Annotated in this window: 22 protein-coding genes; 10 read left to right on the top strand and 12 right to left on the bottom strand. The window is 50.5% G+C overall.

What is annotated here, in order from left to right; all coding sequences use genetic code 11:
• Positions 1–57 precede the first annotated feature (57 nt).
• The 8 genes from HMPREF9469_RS11690 to HMPREF9469_RS11655 all read left to right on the top strand — a co-directional run bounded on the left by HMPREF9469_RS11690 (position 58) and on the right by HMPREF9469_RS11655 (position 7,967).
• Positions 58–1,263, top strand: coding sequence for an amidohydrolase (locus HMPREF9469_RS11690; RefSeq protein ID WP_007862179.1), 1,206 nt, complete (start codon positions 58–60; stop codon positions 1,261–1,263).
• A gap of 23 nt (positions 1,264–1,286) precedes the next feature.
• The gene (iadA, locus tag HMPREF9469_RS11685) at positions 1,287–2,459 is read left to right on the top strand and encodes a beta-aspartyl-peptidase (RefSeq protein ID WP_007862178.1); all 1,173 of its coding nucleotides are present in this window, start codon (positions 1,287–1,289) and stop codon (positions 2,457–2,459) included.
• Entirely contained in the window at positions 2,443–3,600 is a 1,158-nt protein-coding gene (locus tag HMPREF9469_RS11680) for a M42 family metallopeptidase (RefSeq protein WP_007862177.1), read from the top strand. Before iadA ends, HMPREF9469_RS11680 begins: the two co-directional genes overlap by 17 nt.
• A gap of 152 nt (positions 3,601–3,752) precedes the next feature.
• Complete coding sequence (locus HMPREF9469_RS11675) at positions 3,753–4,568, top strand: MerR family transcriptional regulator (RefSeq protein ID WP_007862176.1); 816 nt, start codon at positions 3,753–3,755, stop codon at positions 4,566–4,568.
• A gap of 109 nt (positions 4,569–4,677) precedes the next feature.
• On the top strand, positions 4,678–5,154 hold the full coding sequence (locus tag HMPREF9469_RS11670) for an SAM-dependent methyltransferase (protein ID WP_007862172.1): 477 nt from the start codon (positions 4,678–4,680) through the stop codon (positions 5,152–5,154).
• 210 nt (positions 5,155–5,364) lie between these two features.
• Positions 5,365–5,724, top strand: a complete 360-nt coding sequence (locus HMPREF9469_RS11665; RefSeq protein WP_007862165.1) for an ArsR/SmtB family transcription factor — start codon at positions 5,365–5,367, stop codon at positions 5,722–5,724.
• A 42-nt stretch (positions 5,725–5,766) separates the two neighbouring features.
• The gene (locus tag HMPREF9469_RS11660; RefSeq protein WP_007862163.1) at positions 5,767–5,985 is read left to right on the top strand and encodes a cation transporter; all 219 of its coding nucleotides are present in this window, start codon (positions 5,767–5,769) and stop codon (positions 5,983–5,985) included.
• Between the two features lie 116 nt (positions 5,986–6,101).
• A complete protein-coding gene (locus HMPREF9469_RS11655; RefSeq protein ID WP_007862158.1) occupies positions 6,102–7,967 on the top strand; it encodes a heavy metal translocating P-type ATPase in 1,866 nt (621 codons plus the stop codon).
• 81 nt (positions 7,968–8,048) lie between these two features.
• On the opposite strand, the gene HMPREF9469_RS11650 is transcribed toward HMPREF9469_RS11655, so the two are convergent.
• Positions 8,049–8,618, bottom strand: a complete 570-nt coding sequence (locus tag HMPREF9469_RS11650) for a nitroreductase family protein (protein WP_007862156.1) — start codon at positions 8,616–8,618, stop codon at positions 8,049–8,051.
• A gap of 32 nt (positions 8,619–8,650) precedes the next feature.
• Entirely contained in the window at positions 8,651–9,037 is a 387-nt protein-coding gene (locus HMPREF9469_RS11645; RefSeq protein ID WP_007862155.1) for a metal-dependent transcriptional regulator, read from the bottom strand.
• Between the two features lie 181 nt (positions 9,038–9,218).
• On the opposite strand from HMPREF9469_RS11645, the gene HMPREF9469_RS11640 reads away from it, so the two are divergent.
• Positions 9,219–9,395, top strand: a complete 177-nt coding sequence (locus HMPREF9469_RS11640; RefSeq protein ID WP_082197747.1) for a FeoB-associated Cys-rich membrane protein — start codon at positions 9,219–9,221, stop codon at positions 9,393–9,395.
• Positions 9,396–9,493: 98 nt separating this feature from the next.
• Here HMPREF9469_RS11640 and HMPREF9469_RS11635 read toward each other — a convergent pair whose 3' ends face one another.
• From HMPREF9469_RS11635 to HMPREF9469_RS11590, 10 genes are read right to left on the bottom strand one after another with little or no spacing between them, the layout of a single operon-like run.
• Entirely contained in the window at positions 9,494–10,240 is a 747-nt protein-coding gene (locus HMPREF9469_RS11635) for a glutamine amidotransferase (RefSeq protein ID WP_007862153.1), read from the bottom strand.
• A 39-nt stretch (positions 10,241–10,279) separates the two neighbouring features.
• Complete coding sequence (locus HMPREF9469_RS11630) at positions 10,280–11,578, bottom strand: M20 family metallopeptidase (RefSeq protein WP_007862152.1); 1,299 nt, start codon at positions 11,576–11,578, stop codon at positions 10,280–10,282.
• A 32-nt stretch (positions 11,579–11,610) separates the two neighbouring features.
• Positions 11,611–12,084, bottom strand: coding sequence for an ureidoglycolate lyase (locus HMPREF9469_RS30655; RefSeq protein WP_007862150.1), 474 nt, complete (start codon positions 12,082–12,084; stop codon positions 11,611–11,613).
• Positions 12,081–12,578 (bottom strand): ureidoglycolate lyase, encoded by a 498-nt coding sequence (locus HMPREF9469_RS11620; protein ID WP_007862148.1) that lies wholly within the window; start codon positions 12,576–12,578, stop codon positions 12,081–12,083. The genes HMPREF9469_RS30655 and HMPREF9469_RS11620 overlap by 4 nt, the downstream gene beginning before the upstream one ends.
• Before the next feature lie 12 nt (positions 12,579–12,590).
• The gene (locus HMPREF9469_RS11615; protein ID WP_007862147.1) at positions 12,591–13,700 is read right to left on the bottom strand and encodes an autoinducer 2 ABC transporter substrate-binding protein; all 1,110 of its coding nucleotides are present in this window, start codon (positions 13,698–13,700) and stop codon (positions 12,591–12,593) included.
• 24 nt (positions 13,701–13,724) lie between these two features.
• On the bottom strand, positions 13,725–14,690 hold the full coding sequence (locus HMPREF9469_RS11610; RefSeq protein ID WP_007862143.1) for an ABC transporter permease: 966 nt from the start codon (positions 14,688–14,690) through the stop codon (positions 13,725–13,727).
• A complete protein-coding gene (locus HMPREF9469_RS11605) occupies positions 14,690–15,652 on the bottom strand; it encodes an ABC transporter permease (RefSeq protein WP_007862141.1) in 963 nt (320 codons plus the stop codon). Before HMPREF9469_RS11605 ends, HMPREF9469_RS11610 begins: the two co-directional genes overlap by 1 nt.
• 13 nt (positions 15,653–15,665) lie before the next feature.
• On the bottom strand, positions 15,666–17,156 hold the full coding sequence (locus tag HMPREF9469_RS11600) for a sugar ABC transporter ATP-binding protein (protein ID WP_007862139.1): 1,491 nt from the start codon (positions 17,154–17,156) through the stop codon (positions 15,666–15,668).
• Positions 17,138–18,112, bottom strand: a complete 975-nt coding sequence (locus tag HMPREF9469_RS11595; protein ID WP_007862138.1) for a carbohydrate kinase family protein — start codon at positions 18,110–18,112, stop codon at positions 17,138–17,140. The genes HMPREF9469_RS11600 and HMPREF9469_RS11595 overlap by 19 nt, the downstream gene beginning before the upstream one ends.
• Positions 18,109–19,125 (bottom strand): ADP-ribosylglycohydrolase family protein, encoded by a 1,017-nt coding sequence (locus HMPREF9469_RS11590; RefSeq protein ID WP_007862137.1) that lies wholly within the window; start codon positions 19,123–19,125, stop codon positions 18,109–18,111. The genes HMPREF9469_RS11595 and HMPREF9469_RS11590 overlap by 4 nt, the downstream gene beginning before the upstream one ends.
• An 81-nt stretch (positions 19,126–19,206) precedes the next feature.
• On the opposite strand from HMPREF9469_RS11590, the gene HMPREF9469_RS11585 reads away from it, so the two are divergent.
• Entirely contained in the window at positions 19,207–19,977 is a 771-nt protein-coding gene (locus tag HMPREF9469_RS11585; RefSeq protein WP_040416041.1) for a DeoR/GlpR family DNA-binding transcription regulator, read from the top strand.
• Positions 19,978–20,298 lie beyond the last annotated feature (321 nt).

The raw sequence follows: 20,298 nt of genomic DNA, 5'->3' as shown, positions 1-20,298 counted from the left end.
ACCGTGGCGGACTATTTGACGCGGCTGAAAATAGAGACAGGAAAAGAGGAAAATAAAATGTTATCCAGGGAAAAAAAGGAGATCGCGGATCGGATCCATGGGCTGGAGGAAGGCCTGATCGGACTTTCCCATGAGATCCACAGGCATCCGGAGATCGGATTTCAGGAATATAAGGCAGTGGACGCCATAGAGACGTATTTGAAAACACAGGGAGTGGAAATAGAGCGAAACTATTGTGAAATCCCTACCTCCTTCCGTGCAGTGAAAAAAGGCAGGGGAAAGGGACCGGTGGTGGCATTCCTGGCTGAATATGACGCCCTCAGGGGTGTGGGCCATGGGTGCGGCCACAACGTCATAGCCGCCTGCGCGGTAGGAGCATTTTTGGGCATGGCGTCCAAGATGGATCAGTATGACGGTGAGATCTGGCTTTTAGGCACACCGGCGGAGGAAGGCGGAGCCGGGAAGGTGCTGATGCTGGAACGGGGCGGATTTGACGGGGTGGAGTTTGCCCTGATGATGCATCCCACAGGAGGCGGTGTGGAGCGCAACTATATTAACCGGGGAGGAAGGGCCTCGGGCTCCATTACGGTTTCCTTTCGCGGAAAGTCGGCCCACTCCTCTGTTCCATCCGCGGGTATCAATGCTCTGAGCGCGGCTATCAGTGTGTTTAACCAGATCGATATGATCCGCCCCACCTTTGGAGTGCAGGACAATGTAAACGGCGTGATACTGGAAGGCGGGACAGCGGGAAATATTATTCCGGAGTTTTCCAAGTGTGAGTTCTGCATCCGGGCCGAGACCATGAAAAGGGCTGATGAGCTGATCGGCATGATCAAGGGATGCATCAGGCGGGCGCAGGACCTGACCGGCGCTGCGGCTGAAATCGAGACAGAACCCATTTACGCGGAGCGTTATCCATGTCTGCCGTTGTGCAAGGCGTTTAAGGAAAACATGGGAGAGCTGGGGATCAGCATGTGCTGCCCGAAACCGGGAGAGCTGTTCGGATCCTCGGATATAGGCAATGTATCCATACGTATCCCTGCTATCCATGACTATCTGTCCATTACGGACGATGCATCCATTGAAGCCCATTCCACTGAATATGCAAGGGTTGCAGCGGAGCCAAGAGCAGATGAGATCTGCATCCTGGGCGCCGAAGGTCTGGCCATGACTGCGTTTGATATCCTGACGGATGGGAAACTTAGGGAAGAGAGCATCGCGTATCATAAAGAAATTGTCCCTGCTTTTTATGGAAAAGAATAGAGGATACTTGAAGGAGAGGAATCATGATAATATTTAGACAGGCCGATGTGTACAGCCCCGGATACATGGGAGTAAATGATGTACTGGTGTGCGGCGGCCGCATAGAGGCGGTGGGTGACCATCTGGAAGGGGGCAGCGGCTGCAGCGAGATCGATGCCAGGGGATATTTTCTGACACCAGGTCTGATCGACCAGCATGAGCATATCATTGGCGGAGGCGGTGAGGGAAGTTTCCATACCAGGACGCCGGAGGTGCAGCTGTCCGCGCTGATCCGGGCGGGCATCACCACGGTCCTGGGACTTTTGGGAACAGATGATATGACCAGGAGTATTGAGAGCCTGGTTGCAAAGGCCAAGGGGTTAAAGGAGGAGGGAGTTACGGCGTTTGCCCTGTGCGGAGCCTATGGTTATCCCTCCCCCACGATCACTGGCAGTGTGAAAAAGGATATTGTGTTTGTGGACGAGATCCTTGGCCTGAAGCTGGCGCTCTCTGACCACAGGGCGCCTAATATTTCCACAGAGGAGCTGATCCGTCTTGCCAGCGATGTGCGCACCGCGGGAATGATCAGCGGGAAACCTGGATTTATCGTACTTCACATGGGCGATGGGGAGCGCCGCCTGGACCAGGTGTTTGAGGCCCTGGAGCGGACGGATATACCGGTGAAGACATTCCGTCCCACCCATATGTCCAGGACGCCTGAGCTTTTGCAGTCCGGATTCAGACTGGCAAAAATGGGCGGATACATAGACATAACCTGCGAGGGCGGAGAACGGATACAGGACGGCCGGCTGGGCACGGGACGGGTGATGGGGATCCTTAAGGAGGCCAGGAGCCAGGAGGTTCCCATGGACCGCATCACCTTCAGTTCGGACGGCCAGGGCAGCTGGTCCAGCTATGACGGATACGGGCATTTGAAGGAGATCGGGGTCACGGATGTGGGAAATATGTACCGGCAGTTGAAGTATCTGGTGATCCAAGGTAAAATGGACTTATCGGAAGCCCTTCCTTTCTTTACATCCAATGTGGCAAAAGCCCTGGAGATGTATCCAAGAAAGGGATGCATTGCCCCGGGGGCGGATGCCGATCTGCTTTTGATCCGTCCGGATATGACCCTGGATACGGTGATGGCCGGCGGTAAGGTCATGATGGCGGAAGGAAACTTAAAGAAGAAGGGGACTTATGAAGCTGAATATTGACATGTTAAGGGACCTGACCGGTGCATTTGGCCCCAGTGGATTTGAAGAGGAAGTTGTGGAAGTGATTGGTAAATACTGCCGGGGTATGAACGTTGCAAACGATGCCATGAACAATGTATATGCCTGGCTGGCGGACCGGGACTCCACGGATCAGGATAACATAAACCTGAATAATACAGGCCGGGTGCCTGCGGACAGGAAAAAACCGGTGATCATGCTGGATGCCCATACGGATGAGTGCGGCTTTATGGTCCAGGGGATCATGGATAATGGTCTGCTGAACATGATCATGCTGGGCGGCATGGACCTGGCCAGTTTGCCCGCCCACACCGTGCTCATACGCACGGAAAGCGGGAAAAAGGTGAGGGGTATCATTACGTCCAGGCCCGTGCACTTTATGACGGAGAAAGAGAAGAATGCGCCCCTGGATATTCAGGAGCTTTATATTGATGTGGGGGCCTCCAGCCGAGCCCAGGTGCAGGAGCAGTACGGAATCCGGGTCGGGGACCCTGCGGCGCCTGAAGTGGGGTTTGAGTACGACCGGGAACATGGGATGTGCTTTGGCAAAGCCTTTGACAACCGTATGGGCTGTGCCTGTATCATCCACACCATGGAGGAGATACGGAAACTGGAACAGGAACCGGCAGTGGACGTGGTAGGGGCCTTTGCGGCCCAGGAGGAAGTGGGCATGAGAGGAGCAACCGTGACCTCGGCCAGGGTGCAGCCGGATCTGGCCATTGTGTTTGAGGGTTCTCCGGCCGATGACTTTTATTATGGGAAGGAAAAGGCCCAGGGAGTCCTGGGAGCAGGTGTGCAGATCCGGTGCATGGACAAAAGCTATATCACCAATCCGGCCTTTCTCAGGTATGCCCATGAATTGGGGGATACGTTGGAAATACCATACCAGGATACGGTGAGAAGGGGCGGAAGCACCAATGCCGGGAAGATCAGCCTGGCGGGCAGGGCGGTCCCCACACTGGTGCTGGGAATCCCCAGCCGATATGTACACAGCCATTACAATTTCTGCGCAGCAGGGGATGTGCAAGCTGCGGTAAAGATGGCAGTGGAGGTAATCCGCGGCCTGGACAGCCACAGGATCGATCTTTTGATGCGAAAGGATATACTGGGGCGCGGCTTGTAAAGCCGGTGTTTTGCCGGCAGGGCGTTTGGGAATCCGGCCGCTTTTTTGCGGTACAGGGACGGAAGGGATCATGTCGGAAAGGATCATGTCGGAAAGGATCATGTCGGAAAGGATTATGTCAAAAAGGATCATGTTCAGAAGGGATGGATCAAATGTTCAGGATAGGTGAATTCTCAAAGCTCACGCAGGTATCCGTACGTATGCTGCGCTACTATGATCAGGAGGGACTGCTGAAGCCGGAACAGACAGACCCCTTTACGGATTACAGGCTGTATTCCGCGGATCAGATCCCGTCCCTGAACCGCATTCTGTTTCTGAGGGATCTGGGGTTTGGCGTTTCCCGTATCAGGGAGGCGCTGGAGCATTGGGATCAGACGTTTATTTTGGATCTGTTGGAGCAAAAACGCCTGGAGACTCAGGATAGGATCAGGGCGGAGCAGACCAGACTCCTTGATATTGAACAGGCTGAGAGGGACCTTTTCAAAAATACCATTTCGGTGAACTACAATGTTTCCATCAAGGCGGTTCCCTGCTGCAGGGTACTCTCCCTTCGCCGGGTGATGCCTGACTACTATGGGGAAGGGATGCTGTGGGAGGAAATGTCACTGTATGCGGGGAAACATGGCATTTCCATATCAGATCACACCTTTACCATCTACCATGACATGGATTACCGGGAGCGGGATGTGGACATGGAAATATGTGCGCCTGTCCCTGAACTGGGGGAGGATGGGGAAGGGTTTACATACCGGATGGTGGAGGCGGTTCCCTATATGGCCGGCATCATGGTCCGCGGTCCCTTTGAGAACATTTCCGGCGCCTACCGCGGGTTTGCGTCATGGATCCAGGAGCACAACCAGTACCGGATGACAGGACAGAGCCGTCAGACCGTCCACCGGGGGCCCTGGAATGAGACGGATCCACAGGATTATCTCACAGAAATCCAGATTCCTCTGGAAAAACGCTGATCATTCTTGACTCTCACATGGTGTCAGGGTATACACTGGCATCACAGGCAAGAATCGTGCACTCTCGGAAACCCCGATCGTGCACAATAAAGATCAGGAGGAATGTGATATGGAGAAATACTATGTTAATCCCATTGGGAGGATCAGGGTCAGGGGGGAGGAGATGTGGATCCAGCTGGATCAGAAGCTGACCGCTGCCCTGAAAGCCCTGGATGGATTCAGCCATCTGAACGTACTCTGGTGGTTCAGCGATTCTGACAATGAGGAGATGCGCAGCGTGCTGGAGACTCCCCAGCCCTACAAGGGCGCGCCGGAGACAATGGGTATCTTTGCAACCCGCTCCCCCATACGCCCCAATCCCATTGCCCTCACCGCAGTGGAGGTGCTTTCTATTGACTATGAGGCAGGTGTGATACGGATCGCATATATTGACGCCAATGACGGTACACCTGTACTTGACATTAAGCCCTATACCCCCAGTCTGGACCGTGTCCAGGACCCGGCTGTGCCCGGATGGTGCGGCAACTGGCCGTCAAGTCTGGAGGAGTCGGGGGAGTTTGACTGGGAGCTGGTATTTAATTTTTAGTATGGATCCAGGTAAAACAGGATAGCCGCATCGTGGGATCATCCCATGGTTCCAAAAAAGGAACCATGGGATGATTTTTTGCTTTAAAAAGTTTCCGGCTATTTAAAATTTAGGGTTGACATTTTTTGATTTGAGCATATAATGTAGATATAAACATATGAACAATAATTCATATGAACAGATGTGAATGAGAAAAAGGGGGTCAAGGCCATGGCGGTAAACGATGTGGAGTGCTGTGACTTTTACCAGGTCCATGAGGATGTGGTTAAAGCTGTTAACAATAAGATGCCGGAGGAGGATGAACTCTACGACCTGGCAGAGATATTTAAGGTTTTTGGTGATTCCACCCGGATCAAGATACTGTATGTGCTCTTTGAGTCTGAGATGTGCGTGTGCGACATAGCGCAGCTGCTGAACATGAACCAGTCGGCGATCTCCCACCAGCTGAGGATATTAAAGCAGAACCGGCTGGTGAAGAGCCGCAGGGAGGGAAAGGCTGTGTTCTATTCCCTGGCGGACGGTCATGTGAGGACCATTATCAACCAGGGTATGGAACACATTCAGGAATAAAAGCAGTAGTTCTTAAAATAATAATAGATGGAGGATATGAAAATGAAAAAGAAATTCAAATTACAGGATCTGGATTGCGCCAACTGTGCGGCTAAGATGGAGGAAGCCATCAAAAAGATCCAGGGTGTATCGGATGCCAATGTGAGCTTCATGACACAGAAGATGACCATTGAGGCTGAGGACGGCAGGTTTGACGAGATCATGCAGGAAGTTGTAGCAGTGTGTAAAAAGGTTGAACCGGACTGTGTGATCCAGCTGTGATCCATATATGGTCCAGCTGTAATTTGGCTGTGGTCCAGCTATGATCCAGCTTTAATCCGGACTTGATCTTGCGGTGAGGAATTGCAGGCCATGCCTGTATTGGAAAGGAAATCGTTATGACTAAGAAACAAAAGGCAATGCTGGGACGCATCCTGCTTACATTTATCATATATGTTCCCATGGCGGTCGCAGACCATATGGATATGCTGCCGGCCGGTCTGGGAACCTGGGGAAAGCTGGCGGTGTACCTGATCCCCTATGTTCTGATCGGATGGGATATTGTGTATAAAGCCCTGCGCAATATACGGAACGGGCAGGTGTTTGATGAGAACTTCCTTATGACCGTGGCCACCTTTGGCGCATTCGGAATCGGGGAATATTCAGAAGCAGTTGCGGTTATGTTGTTCTATCAGGTAGGAGAGCTGTTCCAGAGTTACGCGGTGAACCGATCCAGACAGTCCATCACGGAGCTGATGGATATCTGTCCTGAATATGCCAATATAGAAGAGGACGGACAGCTTAAGCAGGTGGATCCGGATGATGTGCAGGTAGGGGATATCATTGTGGTAAAGGCAGGGGAGAGGATTCCCCTGGACGGCAAGGTGGTGTTCGGCGATTCCATGGTGGATACCTCGGCCCTGACCGGTGAGTCCGTGCCAAGGAAGGCGTCTGTGGGGGATGATGTGATCAGCGGCTGTGTCAATGGAAGCGGCCTTCTGAGGGTACAGGTTACAAAGGAGTTTGATGACTCCACTGTTGCCAAGATACTGGAACTGGTGGAGAATGCCAGCAGCAAAAAGGCACAGGTGGAAAATTTTATTACCAGGTTTGCCAGGTATTACACACCGGTAGTGGTCGTGGGCGCCGTGATCCTTGCAGTACTCCCGCCCCTTGTCTTTGGCCAGTCCTGGGCCGAGTGGGTGAGAAGGGCATGTACCTTCCTGGTAATTTCCTGCCCATGCGCCCTTGTCATATCCGTTCCCATGAGCTTTTTCTCAGGGATCGGCGCCGCGTCCAGACGGGGCGTGCTGATCAAGGGAAGCAACTATCTGGAGGCATTATCCGAGATGAACACCATTGTCTTTGATAAGACCGGAACTCTTACTAAAGGTGAGTTCAAGGTGACGGAAATACATGCGGCAGTTGGCACCCAGGAGTCACTTTTGGAACTGGCAGCACTGGCGGAGAGCTATTCCGACCATCCCATTTCCCGCTCCATTAAGGAAGCCTGCGGCCACGCCCTGGATATGAACCGCGTATCCGACACGGAGGAGATTTCCGGCCACGGTGTTAAGGCAGTGATCGATGGTCATGTGGTCCTTGCCGGCAACAGCAAGCTGATGAAGGAGATGAAGGTAGAATATACGGAGAGTCCCAGCATCGGTACAGCGGTCTACATTGCAATGGACGGAACATTTTACGGCTCCATCATTATATCCGACACCATCAAGGAGGAGGCGTATGAGGCCATCAGGAGCCTTAAACGGGTGGGAGTAAAGCGGACCGTCATGCTTACCGGCGACAAGAAAGAGGTGGGCGAGGCAGTGGCTGCCCGTCTGGGCCTGGATGAGGTCCATGCAGAGCTTCTTCCGGACGGTAAGGTAGCCAAGGTGGAGAAACTGCTGGCCGAACTGAAAGGAAAGGATAAGCTGGCCTTTGTGGGAGACGGGATCAATGATGCCCCGGTGCTTTCCAGAGCAGACATAGGGATCGCCATGGGAAGTATGGGGTCCGATGCAGCCATTGAGGCAGCGGATATAGTGCTCATGGATGACGATCCTTCCAAGATTGCGGATGTGGTGCGTATATCCCGCAAGACCATGACCATTGTAAAGCAGAATATCATATTTGCCCTGGGAGTGAAGGCCATTGTTCTTCTCATGGGGGCCTTTGGTATGGCCAATATGTGGGAAGCCGTATTTGCGGATGTGGGCGTGTCGGTGATAGCGATCATCAATGCCATGAGAGCGCTGTCCCTGTAGGACTTGAGTGGATGCAGGATCATACGATGGGATCATAAAAAGAGGAGGTCCGGATTAATGGACTCCTCTTTTATTCTGCGATCAGATCAGGATATCTTCCAAGCTTCTCTTGGGGACGTAGTGGGTCTGGTTCTCATCCCTGTAATACACCGTGTTTTGGTCCTCGCCCACAGGGACCATGACCACATCTTCCTTTGGTTTCCCAAGAGCCAGAAGCAGGCCCACACAATATTTGTCCGGGTCCAGGTTAAGGATCTTCAAAAGTTCAGAGCGCCTGCAGTTTCCAATTATACATCCGCCATAACCCTTTTCCACAGCGCTGAGCATAATGGTCTGGGAGGTAATCCCTTCATCCCACTGTTTGTTCTTTCCTATGGAGAGATCACAGATAACGGCAATATATGCGCTTGGACGTTCACCCGGTTCAGGCCCGCCCCAGTCCTTTAACGCAGCGGCCCATCCGATGGTGGGAAACACCTTGGCGCACTGGTCGGGATCGCATATGATCCTGTATTTTAACGGCTGGGCATTGGCTGCACTGCCTGTGACCCTTGCAGTGTCCACCATATCCTTCAGTTCATCAAAGGGAATCCGCACATCTTCGTAAAATCTTCTGTAGGAACGGCATTGGTTCACAAGGTCTTTTAACATGGACATCTCCTCCTGTGCTTATGATGTTATGGTCATACCCCGTCCGGCAGTTCATGGCCCAGGGTAATGTGGCGCTTGATGGCTTCAAATGTCTGGGCGCTGAGAACATGCTCCATGCGGCAGGCATCCTCGGCCGCTGTCTTGGCATCCACTCCCAGGTAGATCAGCCAGTTGGACAGCATGGTATGGCGCTCGTACATGGTATCTGCAATAGTCTGCCCTGAGGCGGTAAGGGTAATGTGGCCCTGGTCATCCATCAGGATGTATCCGTTTTCACGGAGGTTTTTCATGGCAACGCTGACGCTGGGCTTGGAAAAATTCAGTTCATTGGCAATGTCAATGGAACGCACATATGGTTTTTCCTTTCCCAACATTAATATGGTTTCTAAGTAGTTTTCCGCTGATTCCTGTATCTTCAATGTAATAACACCCCCGTTTGTCTTTAACCTTAAGTGTAACATATAAAAAAAAGATTGACAAGAGAGTTAGAAAGTGCTAATCTGAAAACGAAGTTAGAATTACCTAACCGATGCGATCTATAACCATTGATGGGATTTTATAAACCGGACGGATAACAGATAGAAGGAAAGGGGAATGTATATGAATCTTCCAACATTTATAATTTTAGTCATATTGGCAGTGATCATAGGAGCGGTTGTAAGGGGCATGATCCGGGATAAGAAGGCAGGAAAAGGCTGCTCCGGCTGTTCTGGCTGTTCCGGATGTTCCTCAGGCGGCTGCGGTACACACCAGGATGTTCACGGAGAGCATAAATAGAATGCGGGAAAGCAGATAACGGGAAATCAGAAAACGGAACTGAAACTGACAGGGGATTTATGCCCGCAGTCAGATTTGGTTCCGTTTTTTATTACATTTTATTTGTTTATAAGCCATTTGGCCAGATTGCAGAAAATCGTTTCATACCCTTCCCAATGACAGAACTCAGGAGGCGCCCAGTGGGGGGCGCAGTCCGTTGTAAAAGCAGCGGAGCGTCCTTTTCCGTATTCGCCCAAGGCCAGAAGGGGATGATCGCCAACTGTTACGGGGACAATTGCCTCCGGCTTGGCAATGGTCTTATTATAACCCAGTATCAGGGGCCATTCATTCCCTATTCCCGCTAGGGCAGGATGGCTGCAGACCTGGGTGGGGCGGATGCCCTCGCAGTGTTCCATCCTGTCGTCTGTGGGCAGGATTCGCACAGGGAGTACATCCTGGACCGGTGTATCCTGCCATTTTCCTTTTGCATCAATGCCTGAAAATGTGAGATAGCCCCCAATCATTAAGAGCGCCCCGCCTTCCAGCACATAATCTCTTATAAGGATGCATCGGTTGGGAAGGATCCTGCTCTTTGTAAAGGTAAGGGCAGGCAGGAGGAGGGTGTTGGCGCCTATGTCCGACAGGATGACAAGGTCGTATTGCACCAGCTCATCCATGGTAAATGGGAATTCCTCCTGGGCCACATGGTTGGGCATGAAGGTAAACTCATAGCCTCCCCGTTCAAGGGCTGCCTTAAGATATGTTTCGCCGGTTTCATACAGGGAAGTATAGAAAGAATCAGCCCCTTTTACATGGGTGGTATAACTCATCCACGACTCGCCGGCAAGGAGTATACGTTTAGACATTTTTCACCTCTTTTCTTCCCTGCCGTTCAGGACAGGGATTTATTGGCACCAGTTTATGATCATTGCGGCCAGCATCTTAATGCTGGTGATGTACTGGTCCAGATCAAGATATTCATCGGCCTGATGTGCGATCAGTGGGGAACCCGGACCAAAGTTAATGGTGGGGATCCCTTTATGCACATACCATCCCATGTCTGAGTGGGCACCTAACCCCTTGACTGTGACCGGGGATTTGATTTTTTCCGCCCCTTGGATCATGGTCTTAACAAATTCTCCGTCAGCAGGCGTTTCCGCGCAGTCAGCATCCAGAAGCCATTCCACATGGGGCCTGTGTTCCCTGAGCCACTCATCGGTGTCCGCAACCCTGGCAACAAAGTCCTCGATCTCTGCTTTTATCCGCGTCCCCCGGTAATGGTCATCCAGATCCTGGGGCAGGTATTGGGCATCGAAGATGATCTCTGCGCTGCCCGCATAAGCAGAGGGATATTCTCCTGCATGTACGCCGGCTACCAGAAGCTGACATGGAATATTCATAAGGGGATGAACTTTTTTTGTTGCCCAGCGGCCATTAAAATGGTCAATTTGATTCAGGTAGAGCTGCAGAAGTTTTACGGCATCCACAGATCCGCCCTGTGACCAGTGGGACTGTTCCATTTCAATGTGACCGGCCCTGCCCGGAATGATGATCCTGCCCCACAGGATCCCGCGGCACATGGGACCGATCTGAAGATCGGTGGGTTCGGTCATGATGGCACCATCAGAATGGATTCCCCTGTGGACATAGTCCAGACTCCCCATTCCCCCGGCTTCCTCGTCCGGTACGGTATTTACCTGGATATCTCCCCGCAGTTCAATTCTGTTTTCGATCACGGCTCTTGCTGCCATGATCATGGCGGCAATTCCGCCTTTCATGTCCACTGCACCCCGGCCATATATCTGATTGCCTTCAATGGATGCGCCAAAGGGATCCCGGGTCCAGCCTTCCCCCACCTTTACCACATCAGCATGCCCGGTCAGAAGCAGGGACCGGCCATTACCTGTCCCTTTATAGCAGGCATACAGGATGGGTCTGTCATGCATGGGGCGATCTTTATAATAACCGGGATATCCCTCAAAGTCTTTTAATCCATCAGCGCTTGTCTCCCAAAGCCGGACACTGAAACCCAGTTTTTGCAGGCTTTCTGCGAGAAATTCCTGGACATTTTTTTCTGTAGTATATTCCCTATAATCCGAAAACCATGGATTGATGCTGGGTATTTGGATCAAATGCTGCAGAAATTCAATTTCCTGCTCTCTGTTTTCATCGATCCAGGCTTCTACCTGTGAAAATATATCCATATGTAAGATCCTTTCGTGTCTGTATATCCGGCTTAAAGCGTGATGTCCACACAGTCGCCTTCCACCGGCTGAAAGACTGCCTTCTCATCTGTTTCAAGAGAAAGGAAATAGTAGTAACAGGATCCGCCTTCCCCGCAGCGGCATGCATCATGCCAGATCCCCCTGTTCATCACAACGATTTCTCCCGGAGAGATGATAAAGGCTCTGATATCCTCTGCCTTGGCCTGCCCGCAGGGGTCTGAATCCGCAACAGCCAGCACGATGGGCTTATCCCCGCAGACGATCAGTTCCATCGTTTTAGTGTGGCGTTCCATTGTGTCCACGGTAAAGGGCATGCCCTTTACCATGGTAAATCCAAAGTGAGCCACGTCATCCATACACACATCCCGGGTCATCCAGGCTTTCCATCCCCCGGTGCCTGTTCTCGGTGTCCCATCCATCACTTTGTAGTATGTTCCAAAGGGCTTAAAATCAGTGCTGCTGACCGGAACTGCTTTTATCTTCATATGGTACCTCCTTTCTGTACGAGCACGTGCACCGGTTCAGGGCTGACTTGCACCCATTCTGTTTCTCTGGAATCAGGAGCCTTATTTGTTGCCATAAAGTAATACATGGTGTCTTTGCTGATGCCATGGTTAGCATCATGCCAGATACCTTTTGCCAGAACTGCCAGGTCTCCCGGTTTCAGGATAAATGCCTTCACATCTTCTGCCAGGGGCATGTGCTCAGGGTCGCTGTCCGCAACGGTCAGGACCATGTCGCCGTTGCCTGTAAACTGCGGTTCCTCTGTGAGAAAGTGCCGTTCCATACTGATACTGTCAAAGTCACCGGCTTTACAGATCGTAATGCCAAAGTTCATGGGCTCGTCTGTGTGGAGTTCTCTTAGCATATAGGCTGTAAAATCTTCACTTTCGGTCTTTCGTTCCTCAAACACATTGTAATATCTTCCATAGGGTGCAAAATTTTCTTTATTGATCCTCTCGGCCTTAATTGTTTTCATATGGCATCTCCTCTATGAATAATCATATTCGTCAATATTCTCAGGAGTCAGCAGGATGCATCCGTGGTATACTTTATTCCCATCCTCGATTTTTATATCAGTGCCGTCTACTGTAAAGGAGGCGTCAATGGGTTTACCTTCTGCCATGGCTGCAAGCACATAGCAGGCCACTTTTCCTGTTTCCGTGGGATTCCAGCTGAGAACCTGTTTTAACACGCCGCTCTTGATATAGGGACGGCACTGATTGGGGAATCCGATTCCTGTGACTGCGATCTGGCCTTCCTTGACTTCCCCGTTGCTGATCGCCTGTGTGATGGCTTCCGCAGCCTGGGGGGCTTCGGCGCCGGCAAATCCCAGGATGCCCTTTAGATCAGGATAGGTGGTCAAAAGTGTCTGGGCATTTGCAAAAGCGGTCTCGTTGTCATCATCTGAATTGACGGTTGTAACAATCTCAATATCCGGACAGTTTTCCTTGAGGTAATCGGTTGCTCCTTCCACCTTGGATACCTGGTTTTCAGCACTGAAGGAGGCGACCATAAATGCCAGCTTTCCTTCCTGGCCCATTTCTTCCGCGATCATTTTCCCCAGTTCCTGCCCCATAGAGTAGTCGGAGTCCGGGCACACCAGGTAAGATCTGGTGGAATTGGGGGCGTCAGTGTCAAATGTGATGGTATTGACCCCCTTGTCCTGGGCTTCCTTAATGGTTGCGCTGATCGCCTCCGCATCATTGGGGGCAATGGCCAGACCGCCGATGCCCTGGGCCAGCATGTCCTGTATCATGCTGATCTGCTGGGCGGAGTCTGTGGTTGCCGGGCCGTTAAAAACAGCTTCATAACCCAGGGCTTTGGCTGCTTCCATGATTCCCTTTTCAGCTGAGGTCCAGTAATCAAAGCCAACACTTTTGGGACAGAAGAATAATTTTCGGTTGATTTCAAAAGACCCGCCGGAATCCTGCGCCGCTTGTGTGCCGGAGCCGCTTGAGCCTGAGGTGTTCTCAGCCGCATCCTTGGCGGCCTGTGTGGTCTGGGGAGCGTTAGTAGCCGCTGTCCCGCTGCTGCATCCTGCTAACAATGCGCCTGTTAATACCATGGCTGTTATGGCTGCTAAATTTCTTTTTTTCATATGGTACCTCCTTTGATATGTGAATTAGTTTTTCTTTTTAAAGTTAACAGCGGAAATGATGATAAGGATCCCAAGGATCACGGTCTGAAAGATTGCTGATATACCCATGTGGTTCAGCCCGTTCCTGAGGGTCGCAATGGTTATAAAACCTAAGAGTGCACCGATCATATTGCCGGAACCGCCGGCAATACTGATCCCGCCTATGAGAAGGGAGGTGAGTGTGTCGGTGTCATAGCCGCTGGCGAATTTTGACTCCGCACTTGCGAACCGCATCAGCATGAATGCCGCTGCAATGGCCGCCACAGCGCCGGACAGTGTGAACATGATGAACTTGATCTTGTCGGACCCAAGGCCTGAATAGATGCTGGTCCTGGGATTATATCCGATGGCATGGACCCGTATGCCAAAGCTGGTTTTCTGCATGATAAAGATAGCTGCCATAAAAATCATTGCCATAAAGATAAAGCTTACAGGCATCCCAAAGATCCGGATATTTGCATAAGAAAGAAACTGTTCCGGCAGGCCGCTCACCGGTCTGCCGCCGGTCAGTATATTGCACACGCCTCTGAGCATGACCTGTGTGCCCAATGTGGCCACAATGCCGGCCAGATGCATCCTGGCTACCAGAAAGCCGTTAAGGCTGCCAATGGCGGCGCCGATCAGTATGGTGATCAGAACTGCCAGCCAGATATTCATACCGGTTTTTAAAAGCCTGGCAAGGGAAATGGCGCAGACCCCCATAACGGACCCGATGGACAGATCGATATTTCCTGTCATAAGGATGATCGCAAGAGGAATGGTCACCATTCCAAGTTCTGCAGTCTGACGCATCAGGTTCTGAAAGTTAGCCGCAGTGATAAAGAATGGAGTCAGCATTGCAAATACTCCGGTCTGGATCATTAGATAAACAGCCAGCAGGACGATATTTTTATTGCCGTCCTTTTCAGAGTAGTTTTTGATTCCTGTAACAATTGATCTTACCGCCGCCATCAGTTGTCCCCCTTTCTTTTCTCTCTGGCATTCAGGACATTGAGCACCAGGGCGATCAGGATGATGGCGCCTGTAATCGCATCCACCCAATATTCAGATACCTTGATCTGGATCAGCCCGTTGTTGATGATGGTGATCATCAGCATTCCTATGGCTCCGCCTAACAGTGTGCCCTTGCCGCCGAAATTCACACCGCCCGCAAGTGCGGCGGCCAGAACCGTGGTTCCAAGGGTAGAACCTGTGGAGGAAGGATTGATAGCCCCGTAGGAGGATGCGTACATGACTCCGGCAAAGCCGATCAGGGCGCCGCAGATCGTGTAGCCGATCATCTGGATCCGGTCCGAGCTGATGCCGCTAAGGTCAGCTCCCTGGGGATTGGTGCCCACCGCGTATATTTTCCTGCCTGTGTTGAAATATTTCATAAATACAGTCATCATGATCAGCAGGAACATGGCCATCCAGAACAGGTTTGATATGCCAAGCAGCCTGCCTGCTCCGATCCGGGTGAATGATTTGGGAAACTGATTGACCCAATATCCCCCTGTAATGACCACGATCAGCCCCCTAAACAGGTAATTGGTGGCAATGGTGGTGACAATGGCAGGAACCCTGCATTTGGTTATGATCAATGCGTTGATAAAACTGAACAGCATACCCAGTGCCACCCCTGCCAGTATGCACAAAAGAATGGGTATGCCTGCTTTTACCATAGTACCGGACACAGCCCCTGCCATGGCCAGAATAGCCCCGGCTGACAGATCGATCCCATTTAAAATAATTACGATCGATATACCCAGAACACAGATCCCGTTTACCGCATATTGCTGTAAGATCAGCCTCAGGTTCGTGGGAGTGTAGAAGTTATCTGAAAACAGGGAAAAGAAGACAAACACCAGGAGCGAGAAAGCCGCAACGATGAATTCCTGCCTTTTCACGATCTTCATAATTTTTGCCTTATCCATGTGGTTTCCTCCCCTAAATACGCCCTGACGCTGCTTTCAGCAGCGTGTCCTGGCCGATCTCCGATTTCCGGAAGCTTCCGGTAATGTGCCCCCTGCACATTACCGTGATGGCATCGCTAACGCCCATGACTTCCGGAAGTTCGGAAGATATGAATAGAATAGCCAGATTGCTGTTGGCAAGATCATCGATCAGCTTGTATATTTCGCTTTTTGCTCCCACGTCAACTCCCCTGGTGGGTTCATTGAGGATCAGGACATGGGGATTTCTGTCCAGCCATTTTGCCAGGACAACTTTTTGCTGGTTCCCTCCCGAGAGCCGCATGACCTCCTGGGAAGAAGAAACACACTTGATCTTCAGGTTTTCAATGGCCTTCTCCACACGGGAACTGATTTTTTGATGATTCAGCATGATCCTGCCGTCATATGCATCTAAGTTGGCCAGGATGGTATTCTGGCTGATGGGCATGTTGAGAATGATCCCTTCCTGCCTCCTGTCGGAGGGGACGTATCCGATCCCTGAATTCATGGATTCACCGATATTTTTCATGGACAGCTTTTTATCCCTCATAGTGACGCTGCCCTTTTGGGGACGTTTCAGACCCATGATCATTTCAGCTGTTTCCGTAGCCCCTGAACCGGCAAGGCCGTAAAGTCCCAGTACCTCCCCGCTGTGCAGCTGGAATGAGACATCCGAAACCCCGTGCCCGCTCAGGTTCTCAACCTTCAGGATGGTTTCTCCCATGGTGCGTTCCGTGTGGGTATAATAGTTGGTGATGCTCTTGCCGATCATCTGGGAGATGACCTCATCGATCCGCCCCTGTTCCATGTCCAGGGTACTGATCTTTTTTCCATCCCGTAAAACAGTGACGCGGTCGCAGATCTGTTCGATCTCCTTCATCCGGTGAGAGATGTATATGACTGCCACCCCCTTTTCCTTCAGGACACGGATGACATCAAACAGCTTTCCCACCTCGTTTTCCGGCAGGGCTGCTGTGGGCTCGTCCATAATAAGGACACGGCAGTTGGAGGAAATGGCTTTGGCTATCTCCACAAGCTGCTGTTCCCGCACAGACAGCAGGCGTTCCGGAATCTCCACATCAAAGGATGCGCCCAGATCCCCCAGTACCTTCCCTGCATCCTCACGCATCTTTTTCCAGTTTACAACCCCAAGGGAACTTCGGTATTCCTTCCTGTCCAGGAAGATATTCTCGGCAACCGACAGATTGGAGAACTGGTTAAACTCCTGGTGTATGATGGAGACACCGGCATCCCGCGCCTTGCCCGGGTCGGAAAAGTCGACTTCCTTGCCGTCCAGGTAGATCTCGCCGCTGTTTTTTGTATAGACCCCTGTGATGATCTTCATCAGTGTGGATTTTCCGGCCCCGTTTTCGCCGACCAGCCCATGGATCTCGCCGCTTTGTACTTCAAAGTCCACTCCCTTTAGGACTTCATTTCCGAAAAAACTCTTCTTGATACACTTTGCTTTTAGAATTTCCTGTCCCATCGCGTTTCCCTTCCATAGCTTTGATCCAACTTTGTTACCAGGTTCTCTATAAAGCTCAATTCATTGACGCCGCCCTTGGGGCCGTACTGTGTGACGGAGTATCCTCCGGCCGTATTGGCAAACAGGGCGGCCTCCTTTATGCTTTTTCCCATGAGAAGATAGGTGATAAATGAACTGTTAAATGTGTCTCCGGCCCCGGTTGTATCAACCACATCCTGCTTTAAAGCCGCGGTCCTGAAAGATCCGTCTTTGGTGGCAGTAAAGCTTCCTTTCTCGCCCAGAGTAATGGTGGCAATTTCCACCCCCTTTTCAAACATTTCTGATAAGGTCTCGGTTTCGCTGCGGTTTCCTTTTATCTTTCGGAAACCAAACTCGTTGAAGAAGAGTACATCTGCCCTGTAGATCAGCGACCTATCACAGGTATCCACGGTCGACTCCTCGATGTCAAAAGCCAGTTTGACTTGGTGGGCTTTCATATCATCTAGGAATTCCATATAGTTCCTTATATTCTTAAGTTCTACAGGGGTGGTATAGAGATAGGATGCATTTCTGAACAAGTCCAGCTCGCTGTCTTTTATATCCAGCATTGGTTTATGAGGTTCAACTACCAGTATGGTCCGCTCCCTGCCGGTGAGTATAATGATGGTTCTGGCATCCGGGATATCATCGCGGTAACGGATCAGTTCCGTGTGCAGCCCGTGGGCTTTCAGGTCCTCAACGATCATCTCTGTTTTACGGCTATTGCTTTTTAAGGTGTCAACAAGGTAGGTTTCTATGCCGTATCCTGCAAATACGCAGGCAGCATTGGGGATCATGCCTCCGATCATATCTTCCTTATACTCCACCATAGTCTTGCCCCCTTCCTGGGGCCAGGTATCTGTGGTGTAATACTCATCAAACGCAGCGGCTCCTATGGCAATGACATAGTTGCCCTTAGATATCTTTTCATGGATCATTCATAAAACTCCCTTTCTATATCCCGTGCCAGTCCCTTAAGGTCAAAGCCGTTTACTTTGTCAATGAGAGCAATATAGTCCTCAGGGATGTTGCCCATGCCGTAAAGTGCGCCTGCCACTGCCCCTACCATGGTGGCCACTGTGTCGGTATCATCGCCGATATTGACACCCATTTTGATCGCGGCCATGGGATCCCCTGCAGTTGCGGCAAGGATGCCGAATACGCATGGGATCGCCTCTGTGGCCATCAGTCCGGCTCCGATGATATCCCTTAACTCCAGCATGGTATTTTCCCAGCCGGTTCCTTTCTTTCCGATCTCCACCGCCAGTCGGATCCTTTTTTCCACAGAAGGAGTGGCCAGCCGGTGTGCTATTTTGGAGCTGTCTTCAAATCCCTTATGAGCTCCGTAAATTCCTGCTTCAATGACACGGTCCAGGGTGGCATCATCTTCCATTGCCTTTGCAACCGCGGCAGATATGGCTGAGGCACCGGAGATGGCCACGTTGTTGTTGTGGGTGGGCATACAGATGGTGATGGTGTCCTGCACTGCTTTATCCAGGTTCCCCGGGTTGATCAATCCCACCGGGAAGATCTTCATCCCGGAACCATTGGTTGCTTTTAAATTGTCAGCGGCAATGTATCCTTTGGGATTTACTATTTCCTCCCCTTTTAATTTTTTCAGAGCAGCTTCCGTGGTAGGACCTGCAAACCTGAAAAACTGGGGATAGGAGGCCCAGGTAAAGAGTGCCTTTTTAGCCACCTCGTTGTCTACATTGCCTTTGGATGCCGCCAGTTCAATGGCTGTATAATAGGCAAGGCTGAAATCATCGGTGACAGTGCCGGCATCATACCCGCGGGCAAAACAGTCTGACGGCGGTGTGATGATCTGCTCCACATAGCCACCAAAATCTTCTTTGATCCTTTCGGCACTCCTTGTCTCCGTGGCAGCGCCCATGGCATCGCCTACGGCAGCCCCTGCGATACTTCCTAAAATCTTGTTGTACTTAGCCATTACGTTTCCTCCTGATATTTAATTTTTATGTTGTGATAAATTGATATTGCATTTTGAGTTTTGGTATATTATATTTATGGTATGTCAAAGAGTACACGCCTTTCCCAGATTGAAAAACTTTTATTCTCTGTAGGTTCTGTTGAGGTCTCGCACCTGAGCAGCCTTTTTCATGTCTCGGAAATGACCATACGGCGGGATATCAACATGCTTGTTACCCAGGGAAAGGCTATCCGCACCCACGGAGGGGCTACCATACCAACTGAAAAGTATATTGACGGCGTTTCGTTTTCCGCCCGTGCAAAGGAACATATTGCGGAAAAAAAGGCAATTGCAAGAGAAGCGGTCAAGTTCCTTAATCCGGGGGATAATATTTTTATTGATGACAGCTCCACATGCCTTAGCATGGCAGAGTTCATACCGTATAATAAACCATTGATCATCACCACCACCTCGCTGACAGCTGCGCTGGAGTTCAATAAGTGCACGAAAAGTACGGTGTTTTCTCTGGGCGGGGAGCTTCACAAGACAGCCCATTCCTGTTTTGGACCTATTACGCAGAATCTTTTGAAGTCCATGTATTTTAAAATTGCATTTCTTGGTTTTTACAGTATTACAAGTGACGGCCTGATCACTACAAACAGTGTAAATGACCTGGAGATTAAAAAGCTGATCATTCAGCATTCTGAAAAGACAGTTGCCCTTATAGACAGCAGTAAAATCCATGAACCCCGCTTTTTCCAGCTGGGGACGATTTCTGAAGTGGATGCCCTGGTTACGGATTCCGGTATCTCTGAAGCATTTGTGGATTGCTGCAGAGAAAACAAGGTAGAATTGATAATTGCTAATGTTTGATTGATAATACTTTATGTTTGAAGTATATTCGTAAAAACGAAGATAGTCAAATAAAAAATTGAGCAAAGATGTGTATAAAAACAAGAAATATTAGAAAAAAATATGCAATATAGACAAAAAATGTCTGATTCAACTTATAAAAAAGTTTTTATATTCATTTTTATCTATAAAAAAATGTTCATTCAAACATTTTAGAACAGTATTTTCTCTTGGGAAGATATGGTTATTGTTATTAAAAAATTCTATCCTGGCTTCGGTTCATATTTCTTATCACCAATTCTACATCCCCATATCCGTCCGTTCCTTCAGAAAATACTTCCC

The organism is [Clostridium] citroniae WAL-17108, assembly GCF_000233455.1.
Taxonomy (GTDB): Bacteria; Bacillota; Clostridia; order Lachnospirales; family Lachnospiraceae; genus Enterocloster; species Enterocloster citroniae.
This window is presented reverse-complemented; position numbering and strand designations above follow the sequence as displayed.

What these genes read in the sequence shown, in the direction of transcription:
- HMPREF9469_RS11690 (WP_007862179.1), top strand. Translation starts at nt 58, where the DNA reads ATGTTATCCAGGGAAAAAAAGGAGATCGCGGATCGGATCCATGGGCTG.
- iadA (WP_007862178.1), top strand. Translation starts at nt 1,287, where the DNA reads ATGATAATATTTAGACAGGCCGATGTGTACAGCCCCGGATACATGGGA.
- HMPREF9469_RS11680 (WP_007862177.1), top strand. Translation starts at nt 2,443, where the DNA reads ATGAAGCTGAATATTGACATGTTAAGGGACCTGACCGGTGCATTTGGC.
- HMPREF9469_RS11675 (WP_007862176.1), top strand. Translation starts at nt 3,753, where the DNA reads ATGTTCAGGATAGGTGAATTCTCAAAGCTCACGCAGGTATCCGTACGT.
- HMPREF9469_RS11670 (WP_007862172.1), top strand. Translation starts at nt 4,678, where the DNA reads ATGGAGAAATACTATGTTAATCCCATTGGGAGGATCAGGGTCAGGGGG.
- HMPREF9469_RS11665 (WP_007862165.1), top strand. Translation starts at nt 5,365, where the DNA reads ATGGCGGTAAACGATGTGGAGTGCTGTGACTTTTACCAGGTCCATGAG.
- HMPREF9469_RS11660 (WP_007862163.1), top strand. Translation starts at nt 5,767, where the DNA reads ATGAAAAAGAAATTCAAATTACAGGATCTGGATTGCGCCAACTGTGCG.
- HMPREF9469_RS11655 (WP_007862158.1), top strand. Translation starts at nt 6,102, where the DNA reads ATGACTAAGAAACAAAAGGCAATGCTGGGACGCATCCTGCTTACATTT.
- HMPREF9469_RS11650 (WP_007862156.1), bottom strand. Translation starts at nt 8,618, where the DNA reads ATGTTAAAAGACCTTGTGAACCAATGCCGTTCCTACAGAAGATTTTAC.
- HMPREF9469_RS11640 (WP_082197747.1), top strand. Translation starts at nt 9,219, where the DNA reads ATGAATCTTCCAACATTTATAATTTTAGTCATATTGGCAGTGATCATA.
- HMPREF9469_RS11635 (WP_007862153.1), bottom strand. Translation starts at nt 10,240, where the DNA reads ATGTCTAAACGTATACTCCTTGCCGGCGAGTCGTGGATGAGTTATACC.
- HMPREF9469_RS11630 (WP_007862152.1), bottom strand. Translation starts at nt 11,578, where the DNA reads ATGGATATATTTTCACAGGTAGAAGCCTGGATCGATGAAAACAGAGAG.
- HMPREF9469_RS30655 (WP_007862150.1), bottom strand. Translation starts at nt 12,084, where the DNA reads ATGAAGATAAAAGCAGTTCCGGTCAGCAGCACTGATTTTAAGCCCTTT.
- HMPREF9469_RS11620 (WP_007862148.1), bottom strand. Translation starts at nt 12,578, where the DNA reads ATGAAAACAATTAAGGCCGAGAGGATCAATAAAGAAAATTTTGCACCC.
- HMPREF9469_RS11615 (WP_007862147.1), bottom strand. Translation starts at nt 13,700, where the DNA reads ATGAAAAAAAGAAATTTAGCAGCCATAACAGCCATGGTATTAACAGGC.
- HMPREF9469_RS11610 (WP_007862143.1), bottom strand. Translation starts at nt 14,690, where the DNA reads ATGGCGGCGGTAAGATCAATTGTTACAGGAATCAAAAACTACTCTGAA.
- HMPREF9469_RS11605 (WP_007862141.1), bottom strand. Translation starts at nt 15,652, where the DNA reads ATGGATAAGGCAAAAATTATGAAGATCGTGAAAAGGCAGGAATTCATC.
- HMPREF9469_RS11600 (WP_007862139.1), bottom strand. Translation starts at nt 17,156, where the DNA reads ATGGGACAGGAAATTCTAAAAGCAAAGTGTATCAAGAAGAGTTTTTTC.
- HMPREF9469_RS11595 (WP_007862138.1), bottom strand. Translation starts at nt 18,112, where the DNA reads ATGATCCATGAAAAGATATCTAAGGGCAACTATGTCATTGCCATAGGA.
- HMPREF9469_RS11590 (WP_007862137.1), bottom strand. Translation starts at nt 19,125, where the DNA reads ATGGCTAAGTACAACAAGATTTTAGGAAGTATCGCAGGGGCTGCCGTA.
- HMPREF9469_RS11585 (WP_040416041.1), top strand. Translation starts at nt 19,207, where the DNA reads ATGTCAAAGAGTACACGCCTTTCCCAGATTGAAAAACTTTTATTCTCT.